The organism is Micromonospora gifhornensis (genome assembly GCF_016863515.1).
Lineage (GTDB): Bacteria > Actinomycetota > Actinomycetes > Mycobacteriales > Micromonosporaceae > Micromonospora > Micromonospora gifhornensis.
Genome location: NZ_BOPA01000026.1, coordinates 109,106 through 130,893, shown reverse-complemented (window position 1 = coordinate 130,893; position 21,788 = coordinate 109,106). Strand labels below are relative to the sequence as shown.

The 21,788-nt window shown below is 71.4% G+C and carries 18 protein-coding genes and 1 pseudogene; 10 read left to right on the top strand and 9 right to left on the bottom strand.

Annotated features, from left to right (window positions below; all coding sequences use genetic code 11):
• Positions 1–198 precede the first annotated feature (198 nt).
• The gene (locus tag Vgi01_RS19130) at positions 199–2,454 is read left to right on the top strand and encodes a carboxypeptidase-like regulatory domain-containing protein (protein ID WP_239089061.1); all 2,256 of its coding nucleotides are present in this window, start codon (positions 199–201) and stop codon (positions 2,452–2,454) included.
• Positions 2,455–2,558: 104 nt separating this feature from the next.
• Here the strand turns inward: Vgi01_RS19130 and Vgi01_RS19125 are convergent, their stop codons facing one another.
• The 4 genes from Vgi01_RS19125 to purS form a co-directional block, all read right to left on the bottom strand.
• Positions 2,559–3,314 carry a 2-phosphosulfolactate phosphatase gene (locus Vgi01_RS19125; RefSeq protein ID WP_102660041.1) on the bottom strand — a complete coding sequence of 252 codons (756 nt, stop codon included), beginning with the start codon at positions 3,312–3,314 and terminating at the stop codon, positions 2,559–2,561.
• Between the two features lie 4 nt (positions 3,315–3,318).
• Positions 3,319–6,000 (bottom strand): phosphoribosylformylglycinamidine synthase subunit PurL, encoded by a 2,682-nt coding sequence (gene purL, locus Vgi01_RS19120; RefSeq protein ID WP_204291904.1) that lies wholly within the window; start codon positions 5,998–6,000, stop codon positions 3,319–3,321.
• Between the two features lie 67 nt (positions 6,001–6,067).
• Complete coding sequence (gene purQ, locus Vgi01_RS19115; RefSeq protein WP_102660043.1) at positions 6,068–6,751, bottom strand: phosphoribosylformylglycinamidine synthase subunit PurQ; 684 nt, start codon at positions 6,749–6,751, stop codon at positions 6,068–6,070.
• Entirely contained in the window at positions 6,748–7,011 is a 264-nt protein-coding gene (purS, locus tag Vgi01_RS19110; RefSeq protein ID WP_013730868.1) for a phosphoribosylformylglycinamidine synthase subunit PurS, read from the bottom strand. The genes purQ and purS overlap by 4 nt, the downstream gene beginning before the upstream one ends.
• A gap of 438 nt (positions 7,012–7,449) precedes the next feature.
• On the opposite strand from purS, the gene Vgi01_RS19105 reads away from it, so the two are divergent.
• Positions 7,450–8,130 (top strand): S1 family peptidase, encoded by a 681-nt coding sequence (locus Vgi01_RS19105; protein ID WP_102660044.1) that lies wholly within the window; start codon positions 7,450–7,452, stop codon positions 8,128–8,130.
• Positions 8,131–8,157: 27 nt separating this feature from the next.
• Entirely contained in the window at positions 8,158–8,721 is a 564-nt protein-coding gene (locus tag Vgi01_RS19100; protein WP_199180316.1) for a YbjQ family protein, read from the top strand.
• Positions 8,722–9,229: 508 nt separating this feature from the next.
• On the opposite strand, the gene purB is transcribed toward Vgi01_RS19100, so the two are convergent.
• The 4 genes from purB to Vgi01_RS19080 form a co-directional block, all read right to left on the bottom strand.
• On the bottom strand, positions 9,230–10,654 hold the full coding sequence (gene purB / locus Vgi01_RS19095) for an adenylosuccinate lyase (protein ID WP_204291903.1): 1,425 nt from the start codon (positions 10,652–10,654) through the stop codon (positions 9,230–9,232).
• Between the two features lie 66 nt (positions 10,655–10,720).
• Positions 10,721–11,227 carry a hypothetical protein gene (locus Vgi01_RS19090; RefSeq protein WP_146017615.1) on the bottom strand — a complete coding sequence of 169 codons (507 nt, stop codon included), beginning with the start codon at positions 11,225–11,227 and terminating at the stop codon, positions 10,721–10,723.
• Positions 11,228–11,645: 418 nt separating this feature from the next.
• Positions 11,646–12,308 carry a hypothetical protein gene (locus Vgi01_RS19085; RefSeq protein WP_204291902.1) on the bottom strand — a complete coding sequence of 221 codons (663 nt, stop codon included), beginning with the start codon at positions 12,306–12,308 and terminating at the stop codon, positions 11,646–11,648.
• A 141-nt stretch (positions 12,309–12,449) separates the two neighbouring features.
• Positions 12,450–13,742, bottom strand: a complete 1,293-nt coding sequence (locus Vgi01_RS19080) for an acetyl-CoA C-acetyltransferase (protein WP_204291901.1) — start codon at positions 13,740–13,742, stop codon at positions 12,450–12,452.
• Positions 13,743–13,796: 54 nt separating this feature from the next.
• Here Vgi01_RS19080 and Vgi01_RS19075 point away from each other — a divergent pair, with 54 nt between their 5' ends.
• The 7 genes and pseudogenes from Vgi01_RS19075 to Vgi01_RS19045 all read left to right on the top strand — a co-directional run bounded on the left by Vgi01_RS19075 (position 13,797) and on the right by Vgi01_RS19045 (position 21,051).
• Positions 13,797–15,170: a 3-oxoacyl-ACP reductase gene (locus Vgi01_RS19075; RefSeq protein WP_204291900.1), complete on the top strand. Its 1,374-nt coding sequence runs from the start codon at positions 13,797–13,799 to the stop codon at positions 15,168–15,170.
• On the top strand, positions 15,170–16,291 hold the full coding sequence (locus Vgi01_RS19070) for a MaoC/PaaZ C-terminal domain-containing protein (protein ID WP_239089051.1): 1,122 nt from the start codon (positions 15,170–15,172) through the stop codon (positions 16,289–16,291). Before Vgi01_RS19075 ends, Vgi01_RS19070 begins: the two co-directional genes overlap by 1 nt.
• Before the next feature lie 82 nt (positions 16,292–16,373).
• Complete coding sequence (locus tag Vgi01_RS19065) at positions 16,374–17,129, top strand: NUDIX hydrolase (protein WP_199180300.1); 756 nt, start codon at positions 16,374–16,376, stop codon at positions 17,127–17,129.
• Positions 17,126–18,100 (top strand): protein kinase family protein, encoded by a 975-nt coding sequence (locus Vgi01_RS19060; protein WP_204291899.1) that lies wholly within the window; start codon positions 17,126–17,128, stop codon positions 18,098–18,100. The genes Vgi01_RS19065 and Vgi01_RS19060 overlap by 4 nt, the downstream gene beginning before the upstream one ends.
• Positions 18,101–18,110: 10 nt before the next feature.
• Entirely contained in the window at positions 18,111–19,073 is a 963-nt protein-coding gene (locus Vgi01_RS19055; RefSeq protein ID WP_102659853.1) for a hypothetical protein, read from the top strand.
• A gap of 8 nt (positions 19,074–19,081) precedes the next feature.
• A pseudogene (locus Vgi01_RS19050) lies at positions 19,082–20,396 on the top strand (adenylosuccinate synthetase).
• Positions 20,397–20,421: 25 nt separating this feature from the next.
• Positions 20,422–21,051, top strand: a complete 630-nt coding sequence (locus Vgi01_RS19045; protein ID WP_204291898.1) for a DedA family protein — start codon at positions 20,422–20,424, stop codon at positions 21,049–21,051.
• A gap of 45 nt (positions 21,052–21,096) precedes the next feature.
• On the opposite strand, the gene Vgi01_RS19040 is transcribed toward Vgi01_RS19045, so the two are convergent.
• Entirely contained in the window at positions 21,097–21,735 is a 639-nt protein-coding gene (locus tag Vgi01_RS19040; RefSeq protein WP_102659856.1) for a TetR/AcrR family transcriptional regulator, read from the bottom strand.
• Between the last annotated feature and the right edge of the window lie 53 nt (positions 21,736–21,788).

The window sequence follows — 21,788 nt, the reverse complement described above, 5'->3', positions numbered from 1 at the left end:
CGGGACGATACGGCCTCGTCTCGCCGCGCGCGACGCTGGCCCTGGGTCGCGCCGATCCGCCCCGACAAGGCATAGTTGCCGACGGCGTATTCGTACCGTGATGTTCCCCCGGCCCGGCACCCCGCCCGGCCACGGAAATCAGTCCGGAAGGCGGTGGACGTGTCAACACACCGACGAGCCTGGCAAAAGCGGGCCGGTGTGGTCGTGGCGCTGGTTGTGGGTGCCCTGCTCGCCGTCCCCGCCACACCCGCCCTCGCCGCCCCGAGCGTCAACAACGTCTCGGCATCTCCGAGCGCCGTTGAAGCAGGCAAGACCACCACCGTCCGTTACTCACTGGGTTTCAGTGATGACGTGGTCCCGGTGGACATCACCGTCAGCTCGAACAACGGAAAGCTGCGGTGCATCGACGGCTGCGAGCGCAGGCGCGTCGACGCAGCTGGCACTCTCGAGGCCACCTTCCAGCTCGCGAACGACGCCACCAACGGGTCGGCCACGATCACCGTCAAGGCCGTTGAAGCTCAGGGTGTGATTCGGCAGGACGCCGAGGCCTCGACGAACGTGACGATGGTCGCTGCTCCCCCGCCGCCGCCGACCACGCAGGCGCCGCAGACGGTGCGGTCGATTTCCGGCAAGGTGGTCAACCAGGCCGGTGACGGGGTGCCGAACGCGTACGTCCTGCTCAAGGACAGCGCGGGCAAGCAGTACGAGACCAACGCCAACAACGACGGCAACTTCCGCTTCACCGGCACCAGCGAGCGGCCCATCGCTCCGGGCCGGATCGACCTCGGCGCGAGCGCGAACAGCGTCCGCGAGGTCGTGAGCTTCACGGCGAACGCGGGTCAGAGCGTCACCGGGCAGCGGATCACCCTGGCGATCCAGGCCTCGAACAGCCCGACTCCGACCCCCACCGCCAGCGAATCGGCGGTGCCGACGGAGGACCCGTTCGACGACGAGCTCGCCGACGAGGTGGACGAGGCACCGGCCGAGTCCGCGGCGCCTCCGGCCCAGGCCAGCAACGAGGACTCCGGCGGCTTCGGCAACTGGCTGCTGGTCCTGCTCGGTGGCCTCTTCGTGGCCGTTGGTGTCGGCACCATCGTGCTGCTCTGGATGAAGCGCAAGGAGAACGACGACGCCGAGGTCGACGGGGATGAGCCTGCCGGTGCCCCCGCCGGCGCGGTTCCGGCGGCACGAGGCTCCTTCGCCGGCGCGGACGACCAGACCCGCGTGGTCAGTCGGGTCGGCAACACGCCTGACCCGACAATGGTCGCCGGTGCCGGGATCAGCAACGCGCCGACGATGATGCACCAGCCGATCGTCGACGACGTTCCCCCGGACCCGTACGGCGCGCCGCCCGCACCCTACGGCGCTGCGCCCGGTGCCGGGCAGGCATGGTCGGGCGGTGGTTACGGCGACGAGCCCGGCGGCTACGGCGCATCCGGTTACGGCAACGCGCCGTCGTCGGGCAGCGGCTACGGCAGCAACCCTTCGTCGGGGGCGGGCTACGGCGGCCGTGACTACGGCGCAGGCAGCGCCGGGGCCGACTACCCGCCGGCCGGTGGCGCAGCCGGCTACGGCGAGCGGTACGACGAGCCGACCGGCCGCTACACCGGTGACGAGACCCGCTACCCGGCGCCCGCCGACCCGTACGCGACCGGGTTGTACCAGCCCGAGGCGGGCCAGGGCTACGGCAGTTCCGAGCCGACCGGCTACGGCCGGGGCGAACCGACCGGTGGCTACGGCCAGAGCGAGGCGACCGGCGGCTACGGCCAGGGCGCGCCCGCTGGTGGGTACGGGCAGGCCGAGCAGCCTGGCGGCTACGGCCAGGGCGGGTCGGCCGGCGGTTACGGTTCAACTGATCGGGACTACAACCGGGGCGAGCCGACCGGCAGCTACGGCAACGGCAGCGGGTACGGGCAGAGTGAGCCCGCCACCGGCTACGGACAGGGCGCGCCGGCCGGCGGATACTCCCCGAGCACGCCTGCCGGCGGTTACGGCCAGGGCGAGCCGACCGGCAGCTACGGTCGGACCGAACCCGTCGGCGGTTACGGCCAGAGCGAGCCGACCGGCGGTTACAGCCAGAGTGAGCCGACGGGTGGTTACGGGCAGACTGCCGAGCCGACGGGTGGCTACCCGCCGCAGACCGGTGGGTACGGACAATCCGCAGGCGGCTACGGCCAGACCGGCGGGTACGACGATCCCGGCCGCTACGGCCAGGGCGGCTACGGCGGCGGCTACGGCGGGCAGGAGGCCCCGCAGCAGCGCAGCGGCTACGACGGCGGTTACGACCAGAACAGCGGCGGGTACGGCCAGGAGCCGCCACGCCAGCGCGGAGGCTACGACAACGGCTACGAGCAGGGCGGCGCCTACGGCAGCGACCCGGCACAGGCCGGCCATGGCCGACCGGACGGCGGCCCCGCGGAGCGCGGACGCCGGCTCGACTGGCTGGACGACTGACCAGACCTCCCAGAGCAGGCGTAACGACAACGTGTGACGGGCGACCCACCGCAAGGGGGTCGCCCGTTCCGCGTGTACGGTGCTGATCGGTCGGGCCCGGCCCGTCAGGCGGGTGTGAAGACGCCCTGTCGCAGCAGCGGCACCACGGCCGAGGTGTCGACCCGTACGGCGATCTCGACGTCCTCGGCGAAGCCACTCCCGATCAGTTCGCGGCCCGACACGGAACCCCGGATCGCCGCGGGTACGTCCGGGATGCTGGCCAGCGCCGCCAGTGCCACGGCCGCTTCGACGGAGAGGCCGCCGGTCACCCCGGACAGCGCGTCCAGCACGCTCGCCGCACCGAGTTGATCCTCCACCGACGGGCGCAGCGCGCCGTCCGGCCACTGTTCACCGGCGGCGATCACGCCGATCGGTTCGTTTGTCGAGCCGTACCCCTGGCTCAGCAGCCAGCGCCCGACGGCGCGTGCGTTACGCAGGTTGGCCGCGACCACCGGCAGGCCGGTGGCGCTGGCGGCGGCACTGATCGCCGAACCGTTCGGGGAGGGCAGCACCAGGTCGGAGACGACCGGTGCCCGGCTCAACGCGGCCGGTGACAGCGACCACGGATGTGCCGGCGTGACCTGCCGACGCCCGGCGGCGGGCACGGCACCGACCCGGCGCGCGTACTCGGCGGCCTGTTCTCCCCAGGGGAAGGGGTGGACGCGCATTCCGCGCCCGACCGCCACCTCGACGGTGGTGGTGAACGACAGCACGTCCACCACCACCAGTACCGCGCAGACGCGGCCGAGTTCCGCCGCCCCCGCGAGGCCCCAGTCGAAGCGGGCCCCGGATCCGGATTGGGCGTGAACGGACTCGGCCAACGCCTCAGCGCTCGTCGGCGGAGGATTGCCCCTGTGGTGCGTCGGTTGCGGTGTCCTGCTCGCCGGCTGCCTCGATCGGCTGCTGGCGGACCGGCGGTGCCGCCCGCTCGACCGGCCGGTCGTCCTCGGGCGACTCGACGCCGTCGGACACAGCCTCCGCGTGCGGCTCGGCGTCCTCGACCGAGGCAACCGGGTCAGCCTCGACCGGTGCCTCGACCGCGTCCACCGGCGCGGCCTCGACCGCGCTGTCCTGGACCGTCAGCTCGACCGGCTGGACGCCACCGAACAGCGCCGGCAGCGTGGCGCTGTGCGCCTCACGCAGCTCGTCCAGGCCGATGCGGAACTGGCCGTGCACCTCCAGCGCGCCGCCCGTGGAATCGGTGACGCCGATGAGCTCCCATGGCACGCCGTGCTCGGCGCAGAGTGCGGTGAACGCCTTCTCGTGGCCGCGAGGCACCGAGACCAGCACCCGACCGGCGGACTCGCTGAACAGGAAGACGAAGGGCATCGAGGTGCCCTCGAAGCGCTCCGGCACCGCGATCCTCGCCCCGACGCCGTAGCGCAGGCAGGACTCCACCAGGCTCTGCGCGAGCCCACCGTCGGAGAGGTCGTGCGCCGAGCTGACGTGGCCGACCCGCGCGGCGGCGGCCAGCAGCTCGCCGAGCTGCTTCTCCCGGGCCAGGTCGACCTGCGGGGGTACGCCACCGAGGTGCTGGTGGGTCACCCAGGCCCATTCCGATCCGGAGAGTTCCACGTGCGTCTCGCCGAGCAGGAAGAGCTGGTCGTGGTCGCCGCTGGGCCGCGGGACGAAGCCCATCGCCACCCGCTCGGCGACGTTGTCCAGGACGCCGAGCACACCGACGACCGGCGTCGGGTGGATGGCCGCCGCCCCGGTCTGGTTGTAGAAGCTGACGTTTCCGCCGGTGACCGGGATGCCCAGCTCCGCGCAGCCGTCGGCGAGGCCACGAACCGCCTCGGCGAACTGCCACATCACGCCCGGGTCCTCGGGGGAGCCGAAGTTCAGGCAGTCGGTGACCGCGATCGGCGTCGCCCCGGTGACCACCACGTTGCGGTACGCCTCGGCCAGCGCCAGCTTGGCACCGTGGTACGGGTCGAGCCGGGCGTACCGGCCGTTGCCGTCGACCGAGAGCGCCACGCCCAGGCCGGTCCGCTCGTCGATCCGGATCACGCCGGAGTCCTCCGGCTGGGCGAGCACGGTGTTGCCCAGCACGTAGCGGTCGTACTGCTCGGTGACCCAGGTCTTGTCGCACAGGTTCGGCGAGGCGATCATGCGCAGCACGGTCTCGCGCAGCGCGTCCGGGTCGCTCGGCCGGGGCAGCGTCTCGGCCCGGTCCGCCTGCAGCAGGATCAGGTCGGCCGGCTCCCGCATCGGGCGGGCGTAGACCGGCCCGTCATCCACCAGCGAACCCGGCGGCACATCGACCACCAGCTGGTCACGCCAGGTGATCAGCAGTCGGCCCGGCTGGCCGTCCGGCTCCGGAGCGGTGACCTCACCGATCGCGGTGGCCAGCACGCCCCACTTCTCGCAGGTCTTGAGGACCGTTTCGAGCTTGGCCGGCTCGACGACCAGGAGCATCCGCTCCTGCGACTCGCTGGCCAGGATCTCGTGCGGGTCCATCGAGGGCTCGCGCAGCGGCACCCGCTCCAGCCAGACCCGCATGCCGGTGCCGGCCGCCGCGGCGGTCTCGGTGAGCGCGCAGGTGAGCCCGGCACCGCCGAGGTCCTGGATGCCGGCGACGAGTTCGGCGTCGTACAGCTCCAGGCATGCCTCGATCAGCAGCTTCTCGGTGAACGGGTCACCGACCTGCACGGACGGGCGGCGCTGCTCGCTGCCCTCGGTGAAGGTCGCACTGGCCAGCACCGACACACCGCCGATGCCGTCACGGCCGGTCTTGGCACCCATCAGCACCACGACGTTGCCGGGGCCGACGGCGGCCTTGTTCTGCAGGCGGCTCACCGGCAGCACGCCGAGGCAGAGCGCGTTGACCAGGGGGTTGCCCTGGTAGCAGGGGTCGAAGACCACCTCGCCGCCGATGTTGGGCAGGCCGAGGCAGTTGCCGTACCCGCCGACGCCGGCGACCACGCCGGGCAGCACCCGGGCGGTGTCGGGGTGGTCGGCCGCGCCGAAGCGCAGCGGGTCCATCACGGCGACCGGGCGGGCGCCCATGGCGAGGATGTCCCGGACGATCCCGCCGACGCCGGTCGCCGCGCCCTGGTACGGCTCGACGAAGCTCGGGTGGTTGTGCGACTCGACCTTGAAGGTCACCGCCAGCTCGTCGGAGACCCGCACCACACCGGCGTTCTCGCCGATGCCGGCGAGCAGCCGGTCACTCGGCGGGGCCTTCTCGCCGAACTGGCGCAGGTGCACCTTGCTCGACTTGTAGGAGCAGTGCTCGCTCCACATGATCGAGTACATCGCCAGCTCGGACTGGGTGGGCCGGCGGCCGAGGATGTGCCGGATGCGGTCGTACTCGTCGTCCCGGAGCCCCAGTTCGGCGTACGGCTGAAGCTCTTCCGGGGTGCCCTCGGCGCGCGGCACGGTGTCCACCCGGTCCGCCCAGTCGGCCTGCCCGGCCGACGCGGCCGGATATGGCTGGACCGGCTGTGCCGGCGTGGCCGGGACTGCCTCCGGGGTGTCCCGTACCGGGTCCGGATGCGTAGTCATGACCTCTCCTCGTTGCGCTCGCCGCCGTACGGGCGGGTGAGCCGACCGATGATCCCGACGCGGACGGTCACGCCGGCGCCCCCACCAGGTGCTTGAGCACCGAGGTGAAGAAGCCGAGGCCGTCGAGGGAGGGGCCGGTGAGCGCCTCCACCGCGTGCTCGGGATGCGGCATGATGCCGACCACGTTGCCGGCCGGGTTGGTGATGGCCGCGATGTCCCGCTGGGAGCCGTTCGGGTTGACGCCGACGTAGCGGGCGACGACCCGACCCTCGGCTTCGAGGGCGTCAAGCGTCGCGGGGTCGGCGACGTAGCAACCCTCGCCGTTCTTGACCGGGATCAGCACCTCCTGGCCGGGCTGGAAGACGTTCGTCCAGGCGGTGCCCGCCGACTCGATGCGCAGAATCTGGTCGCGGTTGCGGAAGTGCAGGTGCTGGTTGCGGGTGAGCGCGCCGGGCAGCAGGTGGGCCTCGCAGAGGATCTGGAAGCCGTTGCAGATGCCGAGCACGGGCAGGCCGCCGGCAGCGGCGTCGACGATGGTCTCCATCACCGGGGCGAACCGGGCGATGGCCCCGCAGCGCAGGTAGTCACCGTAGGAGAAGCCGCCGGGCAGGACTACCGCGTCCACCCCGTGCAGCTCCGGGTCACCGTGCCACAGGCGTACGGGCTGGGCGCCCGCGATGCGGACAGCCCGGGCGGCGTCCCCGTCGTCGAGCGAGCCGGGGAAGGTCACCACACCGACCCGCGCGGTCACGACCGGGCTTCCGCGGGCTCGTCGGCCTCGACCAGGTGGACGGTGAAGTCCTCGATGACCGGGTTGGCGAGCAGCTTGTCGGCGATCTCCCGGGCCCGGTCCAGGTCCGGTTCACCGGTGAAATCGATCTCGATGCGCCGACCGATCCGCACCGAGGCGACATCGTTGACACCGAGCCGGGGCAGCGCGTTTGCGACGGCCTGGCCCTGCGGATCGAGGATCTCGGGCTTGAGCATGACGTCGACGACGACGCGAGGCACTGGGCACTCCTGACTGTGTACGCAGTTGGGTGCCGACCCACAACGGGCGAGCGCAGCCAGCCTACCTGGCAGATGTCGCACCGGACGCACCGGTGGGAGGGCGTCGAGGCGCCACTCGCGGCCACCCGCCTGGCCCTGTCGAGAACGATACGGGTTCGTTGCTGTCCCGATACGGCATTGTTGCCCGATCTCCCGGCGGGTCGCGTAACGCACGGGTCGGCAGGTCTTGGCCGAAGGTGGACACCGAGCACGACTGGGCCCGACATCGGGCTGTTACATCGACTTGTTTGAATGAACCTCTTGTGAAACACCTCACCCAGCCCTACGGTACATCGTCAGACGTCGATTTATCGGTGTCGCGGTGACGGACCACTCCCGCCCGTCACCGCAGGTCGACCCGGCCACCCGGGTCCCGCGATCCCCGAAGGAGCCCTACCGATGCGCATCCGATCCCTGCTCGCGGTCCTCGCCACAGCCCTGGCCGGCGTGCTCGGCGCCAGCTCCGGCGCTGTCGCCGCGCCGGTTGGCCCGTACATCATCGGCGGCGGAACCGTCTCCTCCGCGCCGTGGGCCGCGGCGGTGTTCAGCAACGGCTCGTTCACCTGCTCCGGCACGATCATCGCCCCGCAGTGGGTGCTGACCGCCCGGCACTGCCTCGGCGGCACCATGTCCGTGCGGGTCGGCAGCGTCTACCACGGCTCCGGCGGCGTCACCCGCACCGTCAGCGCCACCTACGGCCGCTACGACCTGGCCCTGATGCGCCTGTCCAGCTCGGTGAGCACCAGCTACGTCACGCTGGCCAGCAGCAACCCGCCGGTCAACTCGACAAACACGATCTACGGCTGGGGCATGACCTGCTACAGCGGCTGCGGGGCTTCTCCCCAGCTGAAGACCGCGTCGGTCCGGGTGACCAGCACCAACGTCACCGACGCGTACGGCGGGCAGGCGATCCGCAGCACCCGGATCAACGGCAACGCCTGGCGGGGCGACTCGGGCGGCCCGCAGTTCTACAACGGTGCCCAGGTCGGCGTCGCCTCCACCGCCGACGGCCAGAGCATCCAGAACTACGGCAGTGTGGCCTTCAACCGGGCCTGGATCACCTCGGTGGCCGGTGTCTGACCGAAAGCGTCCGATGCGGCGCGGAAGGTGGGCAACGCGCCCGCCGTCCGCGCCGCGCTGTTTTGCAGCATCCGAGCAGGTGAACAGGGCTCACGTTGCCGGAGGTCAACGCCTGCCAGCATCGAAAACGTGCTGGTCGTGACGACGGATCAACTTCCCGGCTACGAGATCCGCCAGATCCTCGGCGAGGTGGTCTCCTCGATGGCCAGGACCCGCAACCCGTACCGCGAGGGCGTGAAGAACCTCCGTGGTGGCGCGTACGACCCGATGGCCCCGGACAACCTCACCCGGTGGCGTACCGACTCGGTGGCCCGGCTCGGCGAGGAGGCCCGCCGGCTCGGCGCGAACGCCGTGGTGGGGATGCGGTTCGACAGCCGGGACTGCGGCGAGATGTGGATGGAGATCTGCGCCTACGGCACCGCCGTCATCGTGGCACCCAAGGTCCCCGACGTCATGCCCCCCGACCAGCCGCTCATCGCCGCCGAAACCGCAAACGACCCGTCCTTCGCCAGCACTCCCGGCGGCATCGCCGAACCCGCCAGCGCCCCCAACCTCAGCTCCGCCCCCGAAACCCCCACCCGCGACAGCTAACTCCACCCCACCCCACCCCACCCCACCGCCCGCCGCCCGCACCCACGCCCACGGTCCCCGCGTTCCCTGCGCGCCGATCTTGCACTTCCGGTCGCCGTTTCGCGGCTTTCGCGCACTTATGCCCGGACAGAAAGCGCAAGATCGACGCGCGGGGAAGGCGAGTGCGCGGGGAAGGCGAGTGCGCGGGGAAGGCGAGTGCGCGGGAAGGCGGGCCAGGGGAATGCGCAGGAGTGCCGTCGCGCGCCTTGTTCGCAGCCCTGCCCGCGCAATGGCGTCCTCACTCCTGCCTGCAGCCCTGCCCGCACGATGCAGCGCGTCGATCTTGCACTTTGGGTCGCCCCTATGTGGCTTTTATCCGCTGATGCCCCGACGGAAAGTGCATGATCGACGCGCAAGGCTGGGTGCGCGCAGGGGCGGGTGCGTGCAGGGCTGGGTGCGCGCAGGGGCGGGCGGCGTGGAGGGTGGGTGGGGTGGGTGGGGCGTGTGGGAGGGGGTGGGGTGGGAGGGGTTAGAGGATGGGGGGTGGGGTGTAGGTGGCGGCTTGGGGGTGAGACTGGACGATCTTGGAGATGCGGGTGGTCACCGCCTGGATCTGGGCGGGAGCGGCACCGACGAAGGCGGCGCGGTTGGCTACCAGGGCGTCGATCTCGGGACGGGACAGGCCCAGGCGAGGGTCGGCGGCCAGACGGTCGAAGAGGTCGTTGTCGGGACTTCCCTGTTCGCGCATGGCCAGGGCCACGGCGACCGCGTGTTCCTTGATCGCCTCGTGGGCGGTCTCCCGGCCGACGCCCCGACGGACGGCAGCCACCAGGATCTTGGTGGTGGCCAGGAACGGCAGGAAACGCTCCAACTCCCGGTTGATCACCGCCGGGTACGCGCCGAACTCGTCAAGCACGGTGAGGAAGGTCTGGAACAGCCCGTCGGCGGCGAAGAAGGCATCGGGCAGGGCCACCCGGCGCACCACCGAGCAGGAGACGTCGCCCTCGTTCCACTGGTCGCCGGCCAGCTCACCGACCATCGACAGGTACCCCCGGATGATCACCGCGAAGCCGTTGACCCGCTCCGACGAGCGGGTGTTCATCTTGTGCGGCATCGCGCTGGAGCCGACCTGGCCGGGCTTGAAGCCCTCGGTCGCCAACTCCTGCCCGACCATCAGCCGGATCGTGGTGGCCAGTGAAGACGGGGCCGACGCCACCTGCGCCAGCGCGGAGATCACCGCCAGGTCGATCGAGCGCGGGTAGACCTGCCCGACGCTGTCCAGCACCCGGCTGAAGCCGAGGTGCTCGGCGACCCGCCGTTCCAACTCGGCCACCTTCTCGGCGTCGCCGTCGAGCAGATCCAGCTGGTCGGCGGCGGTACCCACCGGGCCCTTGATGCCCCGCAGCGGGTACCACGAGATCAGATCCGTCAGCCGCTCGTACGCGATGATCAGTTCCTCGGCGGCCGACGCGAAGCGCTTGCCCAGCGTGGTGGCCTGCGCCGCGACGTTGTGCGACCGCCCGGCCATCACCACGTCGGAGTACTCGTGAGCGTGCCAGGCCAGCCGGGCCAGCGTCGCCACCACCCGGTCCCGGATCAGCTCCAGCGACCGGCGTACCTGAAGCTGCTCGACGTTCTCGGTGAGGTCCCGCGAGGTCATGCCCTTGTGCACGTGCTCGTGCCCGGCGAGGGCGTTGAACTCCTCGATCCGCGCCTTGACGTCGTGGCGGGTCACCCGCTCCCGCGCCGCGATCGAGTCCAGGTCGACGTCGTCCAACACCCGCTCGTACGCCTCGACCACCCCGTCGGGCACCGACACGCCGAGGTCCCGCTGGGCCTGGAGCACGGCGAGCCAGAGCCGCCGCTCCAGCCGGATCTTCTCCTCCGGAGACCAGAGGGCGACCAGTTCGGGCGAGGCGTACCGGTTGGCGAGCACGTTCGGGATCGTCGTCACCCGCCCATTCTCCGGCACCCACCAGCAAGCCCTCGACCGCCCCTCACCGGCAGTGACGAGCCCCGCTCAGGGGTGCGGACGCGCGATTGGACAGGAGTTCAGCAGGAGTGGGACCCGACACTCCTGGCGGACCCATTCAACGATCCGCGGCTCGACATGATGCAGGAGCCCGAGGATGTCCTCGTACCGCGCGGTCAACGGCTCGGTCCAGATCCGCTCGTGATGAGCGAGCCGATTGCGGAAGAGGTGCAGGCGGGTGACCGGCGCGTCGATCGTGGTCCTTGCCCGGTCGGGGGCGTACGGGAAACCGCCCGCCAGACTCGGCCACAGCACGGTGTTGTAGCGACGGGCAAGCATGAACCGCCAGAATCCAAAGGAAAGCTCACTGATCGTCTGCCCATCAGCCGGCTGCTTTCCCTTGGCAACCACTCTCCGTCGCGCTTCTCGGATGTCAGCCCTGGCTCGTTGATCGAGTTCACCGGCAGGATCATCCAGCCAGGTGCCAGCGCGGCCCATCGCCGCATGGCGGGCCGCCAACTGCTCGGCAAGAACGTTCCGGAGGACGACCTCCAAGTGGCTCAACGTTTCCCAGTAGGCCCCACTCGCGGCAGCGTTCCAGCGGTAGAGCGCAAGCGCCGCGTCCGCGTCACCCCCGCACCGGTCTACATATGCCCTCATCCGTGGCAGGCTCATCCTGCGTAGCAGCATTGGAGTGAGGTCCGTTGCGCTGTTTTCGGGGGTCACGATGGGGGTACCCTAGGACGCGAAGACCCCAGAACGGTCCCTGGTAGTCGCGTGTCGGCAGGCCAAACCGCTGGGGTTAAGACCTCGAAGAGGGCCATCCAGACGGATGGCCCTCTTCGCTTTCTGTACCAGCTCTTACCGCGTTTCACGAATGAAACGTCGTCGACGAGGCGCCGAGCCTCGCGTACCCGACTCTGACTCCCTGTCGAGCTGTTAACGCAAACGGTTCACGTCGCCAGGGCCGCGGTCAGACTTCCGGCACGTCATTCACGGTCGCGGTCACCGCCAGGGTCTTCGTCTGCTTGCCGTGAGAGTTGCGTACGGTCAACTGGTAGGTGTGCCGTTGCGTGTCACCCCCGGCACCCGAACAGGGGAAAGTGAGCGTTTCGCTGCCGGTGGGCGGGTAGTTGTCGGCGTACACGCCCTGGCCGTCGACGGAGAGGGCGACGGAGTCGACGTTGCCGACCTTCCACTCCAGGACGACAGGCGTGCCGGGGATCGGGTTGACGTTCGTCCCGGCCGGGCAGGACGGCTTCTGGGCAGCCCGGAAGTACGTGATGGTCGGCCCGTTGCCCGCCTTGGTCCCGGACTGTCCCCCGCCGGTCGAACCACCTCCGTTGGATCCACCTCCGGTCGAGCCACCTCCGGTCGAGCCACCCCCGGTGGAGCCGCCTCCGGTCGCACCACCGTCGGTGGAACCGCCCTTGGTGGCGTCGACTGCGGTGGGCGTGGCAGCGGGGGCCAGCTCGGCATCGGCGGTGGGGTCGGAGGTCGGCTCGGCTGTTGCGGGTGCGCTGGGGGCCGTGTTGGAGGCGGACTCCGGGCCGGTGTCAGCGGACGTGCAGCCGCTGGCCACGAGCGCAGCGGCCAGGGCGACGATGGAGGTGCGGAGCAGGGCTTGACCAGTCATGACCACTCCTTGGTAGCGCGCCGCCGGTGGCTCCGGGGCGCAGGCTGTGGTCCACAGTAGAAATGCCTGCCAACAGCTTCGACCAGGTCGGAGTCGGAGGTCGGCAACCCTGGTGGTCGCCCGGCTGCGGCGACCGGTCGATCAGCGTTCCAGGATGGCGGTCACGCCCTGGCCGCCGGCGGCACAGATCGAGATGAGTCCGCGACCGCTGCCCTTCTGGGCGAGCAGTTTGGCCAGGGTGGCGACGATCCGTCCGCCGGTGGCGGCGAACGGGTGTCCGGCGGCCAGCGAGGAACCGTTGACGTTGAGCTTGTCGGTGTCGATCGCGCCGAGTGGTTCGTCCAGGCCGAGCCGCTCGGCGCAGAACTCCTTCGACTCCCAGGCAGCGAGGGTCGCGAGCACCTGCGCGGCGAACGCCTCGTGGATCTCGTAGTAGTCGAAGTCCTGCAGGGTCAGGCCGGCGCGGGCGAGCAGCCGGGGCACCGCGTACGTGGGTGCCATCAGCAGTCCCTCGTCACCGTGCACGAAGTCGACTGCGGCCGTCTCCGACCAGGAGAACCAGGCCAGTACCGGCAGGTTGTGCTCGGCGGCCCACTGCTCGCTGGCCAGCAGCACGGTGGAGGCGCCGTCGGTCAGCGGGGAGGAGTTGCCGGCGGTCATGGTGGCCCGCTCGGCGTCCGGGCCCTTGGCACCGAAGGCCGGCTTGAGCGTGCCGAGCTTCTCCAGGGTGGTGTCGGGGCGGAGGTTCTGGTCGCGGGTGAGTCCCAGGTAGGGGGTCATCAGGTCGTCGAAGAACCCCCGGTCGTACGCGGCGGCGAGCCGCTGGTGCGACCGGAGCGCCAACTCGTCCTGCGCCTGCCGGTCGATGTTCCAGCGCAGCGCCGTCTGGGCGGCGTGCTCGCCCATGGACAGTCCGGTGCGCGGCTCGGCGTTGCGCGGGATCTCCGGCTTGAACGGCTGGGTCGGACGCAGCTTCGCGGCGATCTTGAGACGTTCGCCGAGCGTACGGGCGGAGTTGAGCTTGAGCAGCGTGCGGCGCAGGTCCTCGTTGATCGCGAGCGGGGCGTCGGAGGTGGTGTCGACGCCACCGGCGATGCCCACCTCGATCTGCCCGAGGGCGATCTTGTTGGCGACCAGGATGGCGGCTTCCAGGCCGGTGCCACAGGCCTGCTGGATGTCGTACGCGGGGGTGCGCGGGTCGAGCTTGGAGCCGAGCACCACCTCGCGGGTGAGGTTGAAGTCCTTGGAGTGCTTCAGCACCGCACCGGCGACCACCTCGCCGACCTGCTGCCCGGCCAGGCCGAACCGGGCGATCAGGCCGTCGAGCGCGGCACCGAGCATGTCGGAGTTGCTGGCGCTGGCGTAGCGGGAGTTGGAGCGGGCGAAGGGGATGCGGTTACCGCCGATCACCGCGACCCGTCGAACGTTCTGCACGATCCGCCTCCTCGAAAGGGTTGCCCGCACCTTACTCACCAGTAGGCTACGCCTATGAGCGACAGGTACGCGAGCTTCGTCCAGTCGGGCGCCGGTCGGGCGCTGGTCAAGCGCCTCGGCCTGCCCGATCCGCCGCGGCTGCGCCGGTACGCCCCCGGCGAGCCCATTCTTCCCGGGCCGGTCCTGCTCGGCTCCGCCGCCGGTGGTCGCCTCACCGAACCGGTGGGCAGGATCCTGGCCACCGCCGGGCTCGCCCTGCGCGATCCGGCCACCGCCGTGCCCGACCCGACCACCGGCCGTACGCCCGACAGCGCCGCCCTCGTCTACGACGCTACCGGCATCACCGACTCGACCGGGCTGCGCCAGCTCTACGACTTCTTCCACCCGCAGGCGCGGGCGGTGCAGCCCAGCGGTCGGGTGATCGTGCTGGGCACCCCGCCGGCCGAGTGCGCCGGCACCCGCGAGGCGACCGCCCAGCGTGCCCTCGAAGGGTTGACCCGCAGCATCGGCAAGGAGTTCGGCAGGGGCATCACCGCCCAACTGGTTCACGTCACACGCGAGGCCGACGAGAGCACCTGGACCAGTCTGGAGGCGACCCTGCGCTTCCTGCTCTCCGGCCGGTCCGCGTACGTCTCGGGTCAGGTGATCCGGGTCGGTGCCGGTCAGGCGACCGCGCCGGTGGACTGGGACCGTCCGCTCGACGGGCAGGTGGTGCTGGTGACCGGGGCGGCCCGGGGCATCGGTGCGGCGCTGGCCCGGGTGCTGGCCCGCGACGGCGCGACAGTGCTGGCGCTTGACGTCCCGGCCGCCGGGGACGAGTTGGCCTCGGTGGCCAACGAGATCGGCGCGAGCGCGATACAGCTCGACCTGACCGCCGCCGACGCGCCGACCCGGCTGGCGGAGTACCTGGCCGGCCGGCACGGGCGGGTGGACGTGGTGGTGCACAACGCCGGCATCACCCGGGACAAGACCCTCGGCCGGATGGACGCCGACCGCTGGAACCAGGTCATCGACGTCAACCTGTCCAGTCAGGAGCGGATCAACGACCTGCTGCTGGAGCGTGAGCTGGTTCCGGCCGGTGGGCGGATCGTCGGTGTCTCCTCGATCGCCGGGATCGCCGGCAACCGGGGGCAGACCAACTACGCCACAAGCAAGGCCGGGGTGATCGGGCTTGTCGACTCGCTCGCCCCGGCGCTGCGGGAGCGGCGGATCAGCGTGAACGCGGTCGCGCCCGGGTTCATCGAGACCCGGCTGACCGCCCGGATCCCGCTTGTGGTGCGGGAGGCCGGTCGCCGGATGAACAGCCTCGCCCAGGGTGGGCTGCCGGTGGACGTCGCCGAGACGATCAGTTGGCTGGCCTGGCCGGCGTCCGGCGCGATCAGCGGCAACGTGGTCCGTGTCTGCGGCCAGAGCCTGCTGGGGGCGTGATGGCCCGGCGCAGTCCGCAGGAGGAGCCCTCCGACGACCTGTCGGTCGGCGAGCTGATCGACGGGCCGACGGAGACGCTGACCCCGGAGATCCTGGCCGCCGCGTTCGCCGACGAACGCCGTGATCCGGCCGCCACCCAGGACCTGAGCAGCGCCGCCGCCCGCGCCGGTGCGGGCCACGATCCGGGAGTCACGCAGGACCTGACCAGTGCCGCCGCGTCGGTTGTGGGGCCCGCTGCCGCCGCCGAGGCCGGGCAGCCGGCGACTCGGGCCCGGGTGGAGCTGTCCCGGCTGCCCGCGCCGGGGCCGCTGTACCGGCGGGCGTTGCTGGGCACGCTGCCCGGGCTGGGCGGCCGGCGCGGTGCCGACGTGCCGGCGGTCGAGTTGGCGGTAGGTGGGGTGGCCGTGGATCCGCAACGGCTGGCCGACTACGACCGGGTCTGCGGGTTCCGGTTGGCCGACCGGCTGCCGGCGACCTTTCCGCACGTCATGGGGTTCCCGCTGGCGCTGCGCCTGATCACCGCGCCGGAGTTCCCGATCCCGCTGACCGGGGTGGTGCACATCGGCAACCGGATCACCGTGCACCGGCCGATCACGGTCACGGACCGGCTGGACTTCACCGCCTGGGCGGAGAACCTGCGTCCGCACGACCGGGGGCGGCAGGTGGATGTCGTACTCGTCGGCTCGGTCGACGGGGAGGAGGTGTGGCGCGGAGTGTCGACGTACCTCTGGCGGCAGCGCACACCGGGCGACGGTGAGCGACGCGACCGGGCGGAACCGCCCGCGCCGCCGGCCGCTTCCGCCCGGTGGCGGGTCGAACCCCGCATCGGTACGGAGTACGCCCGGGTCTCCGGCGACCACAACCCGATCCACACCTCCCGGCTGGGTGCGCGGCTGCTCGGCTTCCCTCGGCCGATCGCACACGGCATGTGGACGAAGGCGCGGTGTCTGGCCGCGCTGGAGAGCCGACTGCCGGAGGCGTACACGGTGCAGGTGGCGTTCAAGCTCCCGGTGTCGCTGCCGAGCACTGTCGCCTTCAGCGCCGGCAGGCAGGGTGACGACTGGGATTTCGCGCTGCATGACCAGCGGGGACGACCTCATCTGGTGGGCACCATCCGCTGACCGAGGGCCGGGCACTTGCCCGGCCCTCGTTTTCGCGCTAAGTTGTTCTCACATAGAGATGTTCTCGGAGTGAGAGTGACCCATGGTGAACGAGCAGGACTTCCTCGCCGCGTACGACCCGCGTGCCTATCCCGCCATCGCGGTCACCGTCGACGTGGTCGCCCTGACCATCCGCGACGGCGCGCTGCACCTGCTGCTGATCCGCCGCGGCGAGCAGCCCTACGCGGGTCACTGGGCCCTGCCGGGCGGCTTCGTCCGACCCGACGAGGACCTGACCGGCGCGGCGCGGCGGGAGCTGGCCGAGGAGACCGGCCTCGGCGACGACCGGCTGGGCCGCGTACACCTGGAGCAGCTGGCCAGCTACGGCGCTCCCGAGCGCGACCCGAGGATGCGGATCGTCTCGGTCGCGCACCTCGCCTTCGCTCCGGATCTGCCCGACGCGGCGGCCGGCACCGACGCCGACGAGGCGGTCTGGCTGCCGGTCAGCGGGTTGGCCAACCGGGAGCTCGCCTTCGACCACCGCCAGATCGTCGCCGACGGGCTGGAGCGGGCCCGGTCGAAGCTGGAATACACCCCGCTGGCCACCCGCTTCCTGGGGCCCGAGTTCACCATCGGCGAGCTGCGGTCGGTCTACGAGACGGTCTGGGGGCAGCCGCTGCACGCGGGCAACTTCCACCGCAAGGTGCTGTCGGTGCCCGGCTTCGTGGAGAGCACCGGTGCGAGCACCGAGCGCGGCGGCAGCCGAGGCGGCCCGCGGGCGCGGCTCTACCGGGCCGGTGACGCCCAGTTGCTGCACCCGGCGCTGCTGCGTCCGGCCCGCGAGGAGGCGGTGCGATGACCACCGCCGAAGCGATCCGGCTGGTCGGCGCGGCCCGCGACGACGAGGAACTGTTCGGTGTCGACGCACCGGAGCGCCGCTACCGGGAACTGGTCGCCGCCCTGCACCCCGACCGGCTCAGCCTGGCCGGGCCCGGCCTCCAGGCCGAGGCCACCGCGGCCTTCGTCGAGGTGACCACCCGCTGGCGGAGCCGCCACGTGACCGAGCTGAACGGCTACCGCTGTGGGCGGCCGGCGCACTGCGGTGACCTCGCCGACCTGTACGACGTCGGCGACGACCGGCTGCTCAAGCTGCCCCGTGCCGCAAGCGACAACGACCTGATGCTCCAGGAGGAACGCGCCCTGCGCCGGCTCGCCGAGCACGGTGATCCGCGCTGGCTGCCGTACGTGCCCCGGCTGGTCGACAGCTTCGCCCACCGGGACGCGGCCACCGGGGCGGAACGGCGGATCAACGTCATCGCCACCGCTCCCCGCCTGCACAGTCTGGTCGAAGTGCGGCGGGCGTACCCGGACGGGCTGGACGCCCGGGACGTGGCCTGGATGTGGCGGCGGCTGCTGGTGGCGCTCGGCCTGGCCCACCGGGCGGGCCTGGTGCACGGCGCGGTGCTGCCGCCGCACGTGCTGATCGAGCCGGACGCGCACGGCGTCGTCCTGGTCGACTGGTGCTTCTCCACGGACACCGGCGGCGTCGTGCCGGCGCTGGTGCCCGACTACCAGGACTGGTACCCGCCCGAGGTCACCGATCGGCGCCCGGTCGGACCGGGCACCGACATCGCCATGGCCGTGCGCTGCATGGGCTGGCTGATGGGGCGGCACGCGCCGGCCGAGCTGCGCGCCTTCGTCAATGGCTGCCAGCAGCCCCACCTGCCCGCCCGCCCCGACGACGCCTGGCGACTGCTCGGCGAACTCGACGAGGTGCTGGAACGCCTCTACGGCCCCCGCACCTTCCGACCCTTCACCCTCAACCCCTAAGGAGGCTGCCATGGGCAGCGGAATGTGGTCCACCGACGTGTACGACGCCGCCGACCGGTACCGCCGGGCCACCGGCACCAGCGCGTTCGCCTACAGCGACAGCGGGGCCCGGAAGGTGCACCCGGCGCTTGACCCGCGCGACGCGATGCGGGAGAGCCGTGACTCCGCCGAGCACCCGCAGTCGACCCCGGTCGCCGTGCTCTTCGACGTGACCGGCTCGATGGGGCATGTGCCCCGTACGCTCCAGGCCAAGCTGCCGCAACTGCTGGGTCTGCTGCTGCGCCAGGGGTACGCCCGCGACCCGCAGATCATGTTCGGTGCGATCGGTGACGCCACCTGCGACCGGGTGCCGTTGCAGGTGGGCCAGTTCGAGTCCGACAACCGGATGGACGACGACCTCGGCCGGATCGTGCTGGAGGGCGGCGGTGGCGGCCAGATGATGGAGTCGTACGAACTCGCGCTCTACTTCATGGCCCGGCACACCGTCACCGACAGCTGGGAGAAGCGTGGCCGACGCGGCTACCTGTTCATCATCGGCGACGAACTGGCGTACTCGAAGGTGAAGTCGGCCGAGGTGAACCGGTTGATCGGCGGCGACATGCGCAAGGACATGCCGGTGCAGCAGATCGTCGACGAGGTGACCCGGCGCTGGGACACGTACTACCTGCTCCCCGCCGGCAGCCACTACGCCGGCAACCGCAAGATCCTCGACTTCTGGCGCGGATTGCTCGGCCAGAACACCCTCGAACTCGACGACCTGGACGCGGTCTGCGAGACCATCGCGCTCACCGTCGGCCTCGGCGAGCAGGCCATCGACCTCGACACCGGCCTGCGCGACCTGCACCGGGCCGGCTCGACTGCCACCGGCACCGTGTCGAAGGCGCTGGCCCGCATCGGCAACGCCGGCCGACGCACCGAGACGTCCCGGCTGCCGGCCACCGGGACCGGCCGTGGCGGAGTCGTGCGGCTGTGAACGGGCTGATGACGGGCCGGGACGGGCTGGACGGCGAACACACAGTCGTGGTCGACCTCGGGTACGGCGACGCCGGGAAGGGCACTGTCGTGGACTGGCTCTGCGCGACCCGGCCGGTGCACACCGTGGTCCGCTTCAACGGGGGCGCGCAGGCAGCGCACAACGTCGTCCTGCGCGACGGGCGGCACCACACCTTCGCCCAGTTCGGCGCGGGCACGTTCCACCCCGGCGTGTGGACGCACCTGTCCCGGCACATCGTCGTCGACCCGCTGGCACTGGCCGCCGAGGCCGACCACCTCGCCGACGTCGGGGTGCCCGACGCGCTCGACCGGTTGACCGTGGACGGGGAGGCGCTGCTGGCCACCCCGTACCACCGGGCCGCCAACCGGGCGCGGGAGTTGTCCCGGGGAGCCGACCGGCACGGCTCCTGCGGGCTGGGGGTGGGTGAGGCCGTCGCGTACGGTCTCGCCCACCCCGACGAGGCGCCCCGGGTGGCCGACTGCCGCAGCCCGAAGCGGCTACGCCGCCGGTTGACCGCGCTGCGGGACCGGCTCACCGCCGAACTCGGCCCGCTGGACGCACCGCCGGTCGACGACTGCCTGCCGGCCTTCACCGCCTTCGCCGAGCGGGTCGCGGTCGTCGACCGCTCCTGGTTGGCCGGGGCGCTGCGGGCCGGGCCGTGCGTCTTCGAGGGCGCGCAGGGGGTGCTGCTGGACGAGTGGCACGGCTTCCACCCGTACACGACGTGGAGCACCACCACCTTCGCCAACGCCGAGTCACTGCTGGCCGAGGCCGGACAGGCCGGGGCGGCGAGCCGACTCGGGGTGCTGCGGACGGTCACCACCCGACACGGGCCGGGACCGCTGGTCACCGAGGATCCGACCCTGCCGCTGACCGATCCGCACAACCCGACGAACCCGTGGCAGGGGCGCTTCCGGTTCGGTCACTTCGACGCGGTCGCGCACGCGTACGCCCTGGCGGTCGCCGGTGGGGTCGACGGCCTGGCGCTGACCCACCTGGATCTCACCGAACGCGGCCTCGACCTGCGCATCTGCCGTCGTTACGAAGGGCTGGACCGGCTGCTGCCCGGCCCGCCCGGCGATCTCGACCGGCAGGCCGCACTGACCGCCCGGCTGCTGCACGCCCGCCCGGTGTACGACGACGACTCGCCGACCGACTGGCCGCAGGCGGTCGGCGAGGCGCTCGGCGCACCCGTCGTGCTCACCTCCCACGGCCCCACCGCCACCGACAAAAACCTGCTGGCGAGGGTGTAAGGAAGGGCACCTTATTAACGCCTGGTGTAGAGGAAGGGCCCCTTCTTAACGGTCGGTGCCCCGAGCATGGAGTCATGGAAGCCGCGATCGACCTGCTCCGGCAGACCCTCACCTCGCCCTGGGTGTATCTGCTGCTGTTCGGGCTCACCACGGTCGACGCGATCTTCCCGCTGGTGCCGGCCGAGGCGGCGGTCATCACGGCCACCGTGCTCGCCACCGGCGGTGAGCCGAACCTCGCGCTGCTGCTCGTGGTGGCCGCGCTCGGCGCCGCCGCCGGCGACCACCTCTCGTACGCCGTGGGGCGCGGCGGCGGATCGCGCAGGCTCGACCACTCGCCGGTCGACAGCCGCCGCCGGGCCGGATCGGAGTGGGCCCGGCGGGCCGTGGACCGGCGCGGCGGCATGATCCTGGTTGCCGCCCGCTACGTCCCCGGCGGACGTACGGCGGTCACCCTGACCATGGGAGCGGTCCGCTACCCGCTGCGGTCGTTCCTCCTGTTCGACCTGATCGGCTCGGTCACCTGGGCCTGCTACTGTGTGCTGCTCGGTGTCTTCGGCGGGCTCGCCTTCGAACGTCACCCGCTGCACGGGATCCTGGCCGGAATCGGTCTGTCGCTCGCGATCACCCTGGGACTGGAGTTGATCCGCTGGCTCCGGCACCGCGCCCACCGTCGTGCCGCGCGCGGTGCGGACCGCGAATGTTAAAAAGGGGCCCTTCCTCTACACCAGGCGTTAATAAGGTGCCCTTCCTTACCGCTCGGGCGGATGCCAGGTGACGCCGTGCAGGAGTTGTCCCGCGCCGAGCCAGGCGACGTTCATCATCCGGGTGGCGGTCTTCTCCGGGTCGGCCTCCGGGTGGTCGGCCAGCCAGTCACCGAGCGACTCGGTAGCGCCCACCAGGGCGTACGCGACCACTTCCAGTTCGGTTTCGGCCACCTCGCGCCCTTCGGCGCGCAGTGCGTGGTCGAGCATCCCGACGACCACCTCCACGATCCTCGCCCGCATCCCGGCCAGTTCGTCGGCGAACGCCCGTTCGGCACGGGCCTGCCGGTAGAGCACCGCCCAGCCGTCGCGGTGCGCGCCGACGAAGCCGAAGAACGCCCGCAGCCCGTGCCAGAGCCGTTCGTCGGCCGGCAGGTCGGGCACGGCGGCCCCGGCGATCGCCTCCATCATCCGGGTGGCCTCCCGGTGCAGGCAGGCGATGAAGAGCTCTTCCTTGGTGCCGAGATAGGCGTAGACCATGGGTTTGGAGATCCCGGCACGCTCCGCGACCTCGTCCATGCTGGCACCGTGGTAGCCATGGCGGGAGAAGACCCGGACGGCCGCGTCGAGCATCTGTTGCTCACGGACGGCCCTGGGTAAGCGCTTGAAGGTGGGCCTGGTGGACACCTTGCCAGCATACCTACTCACACGTAAGGTTACGCCTGAGTAACCACTGCCCG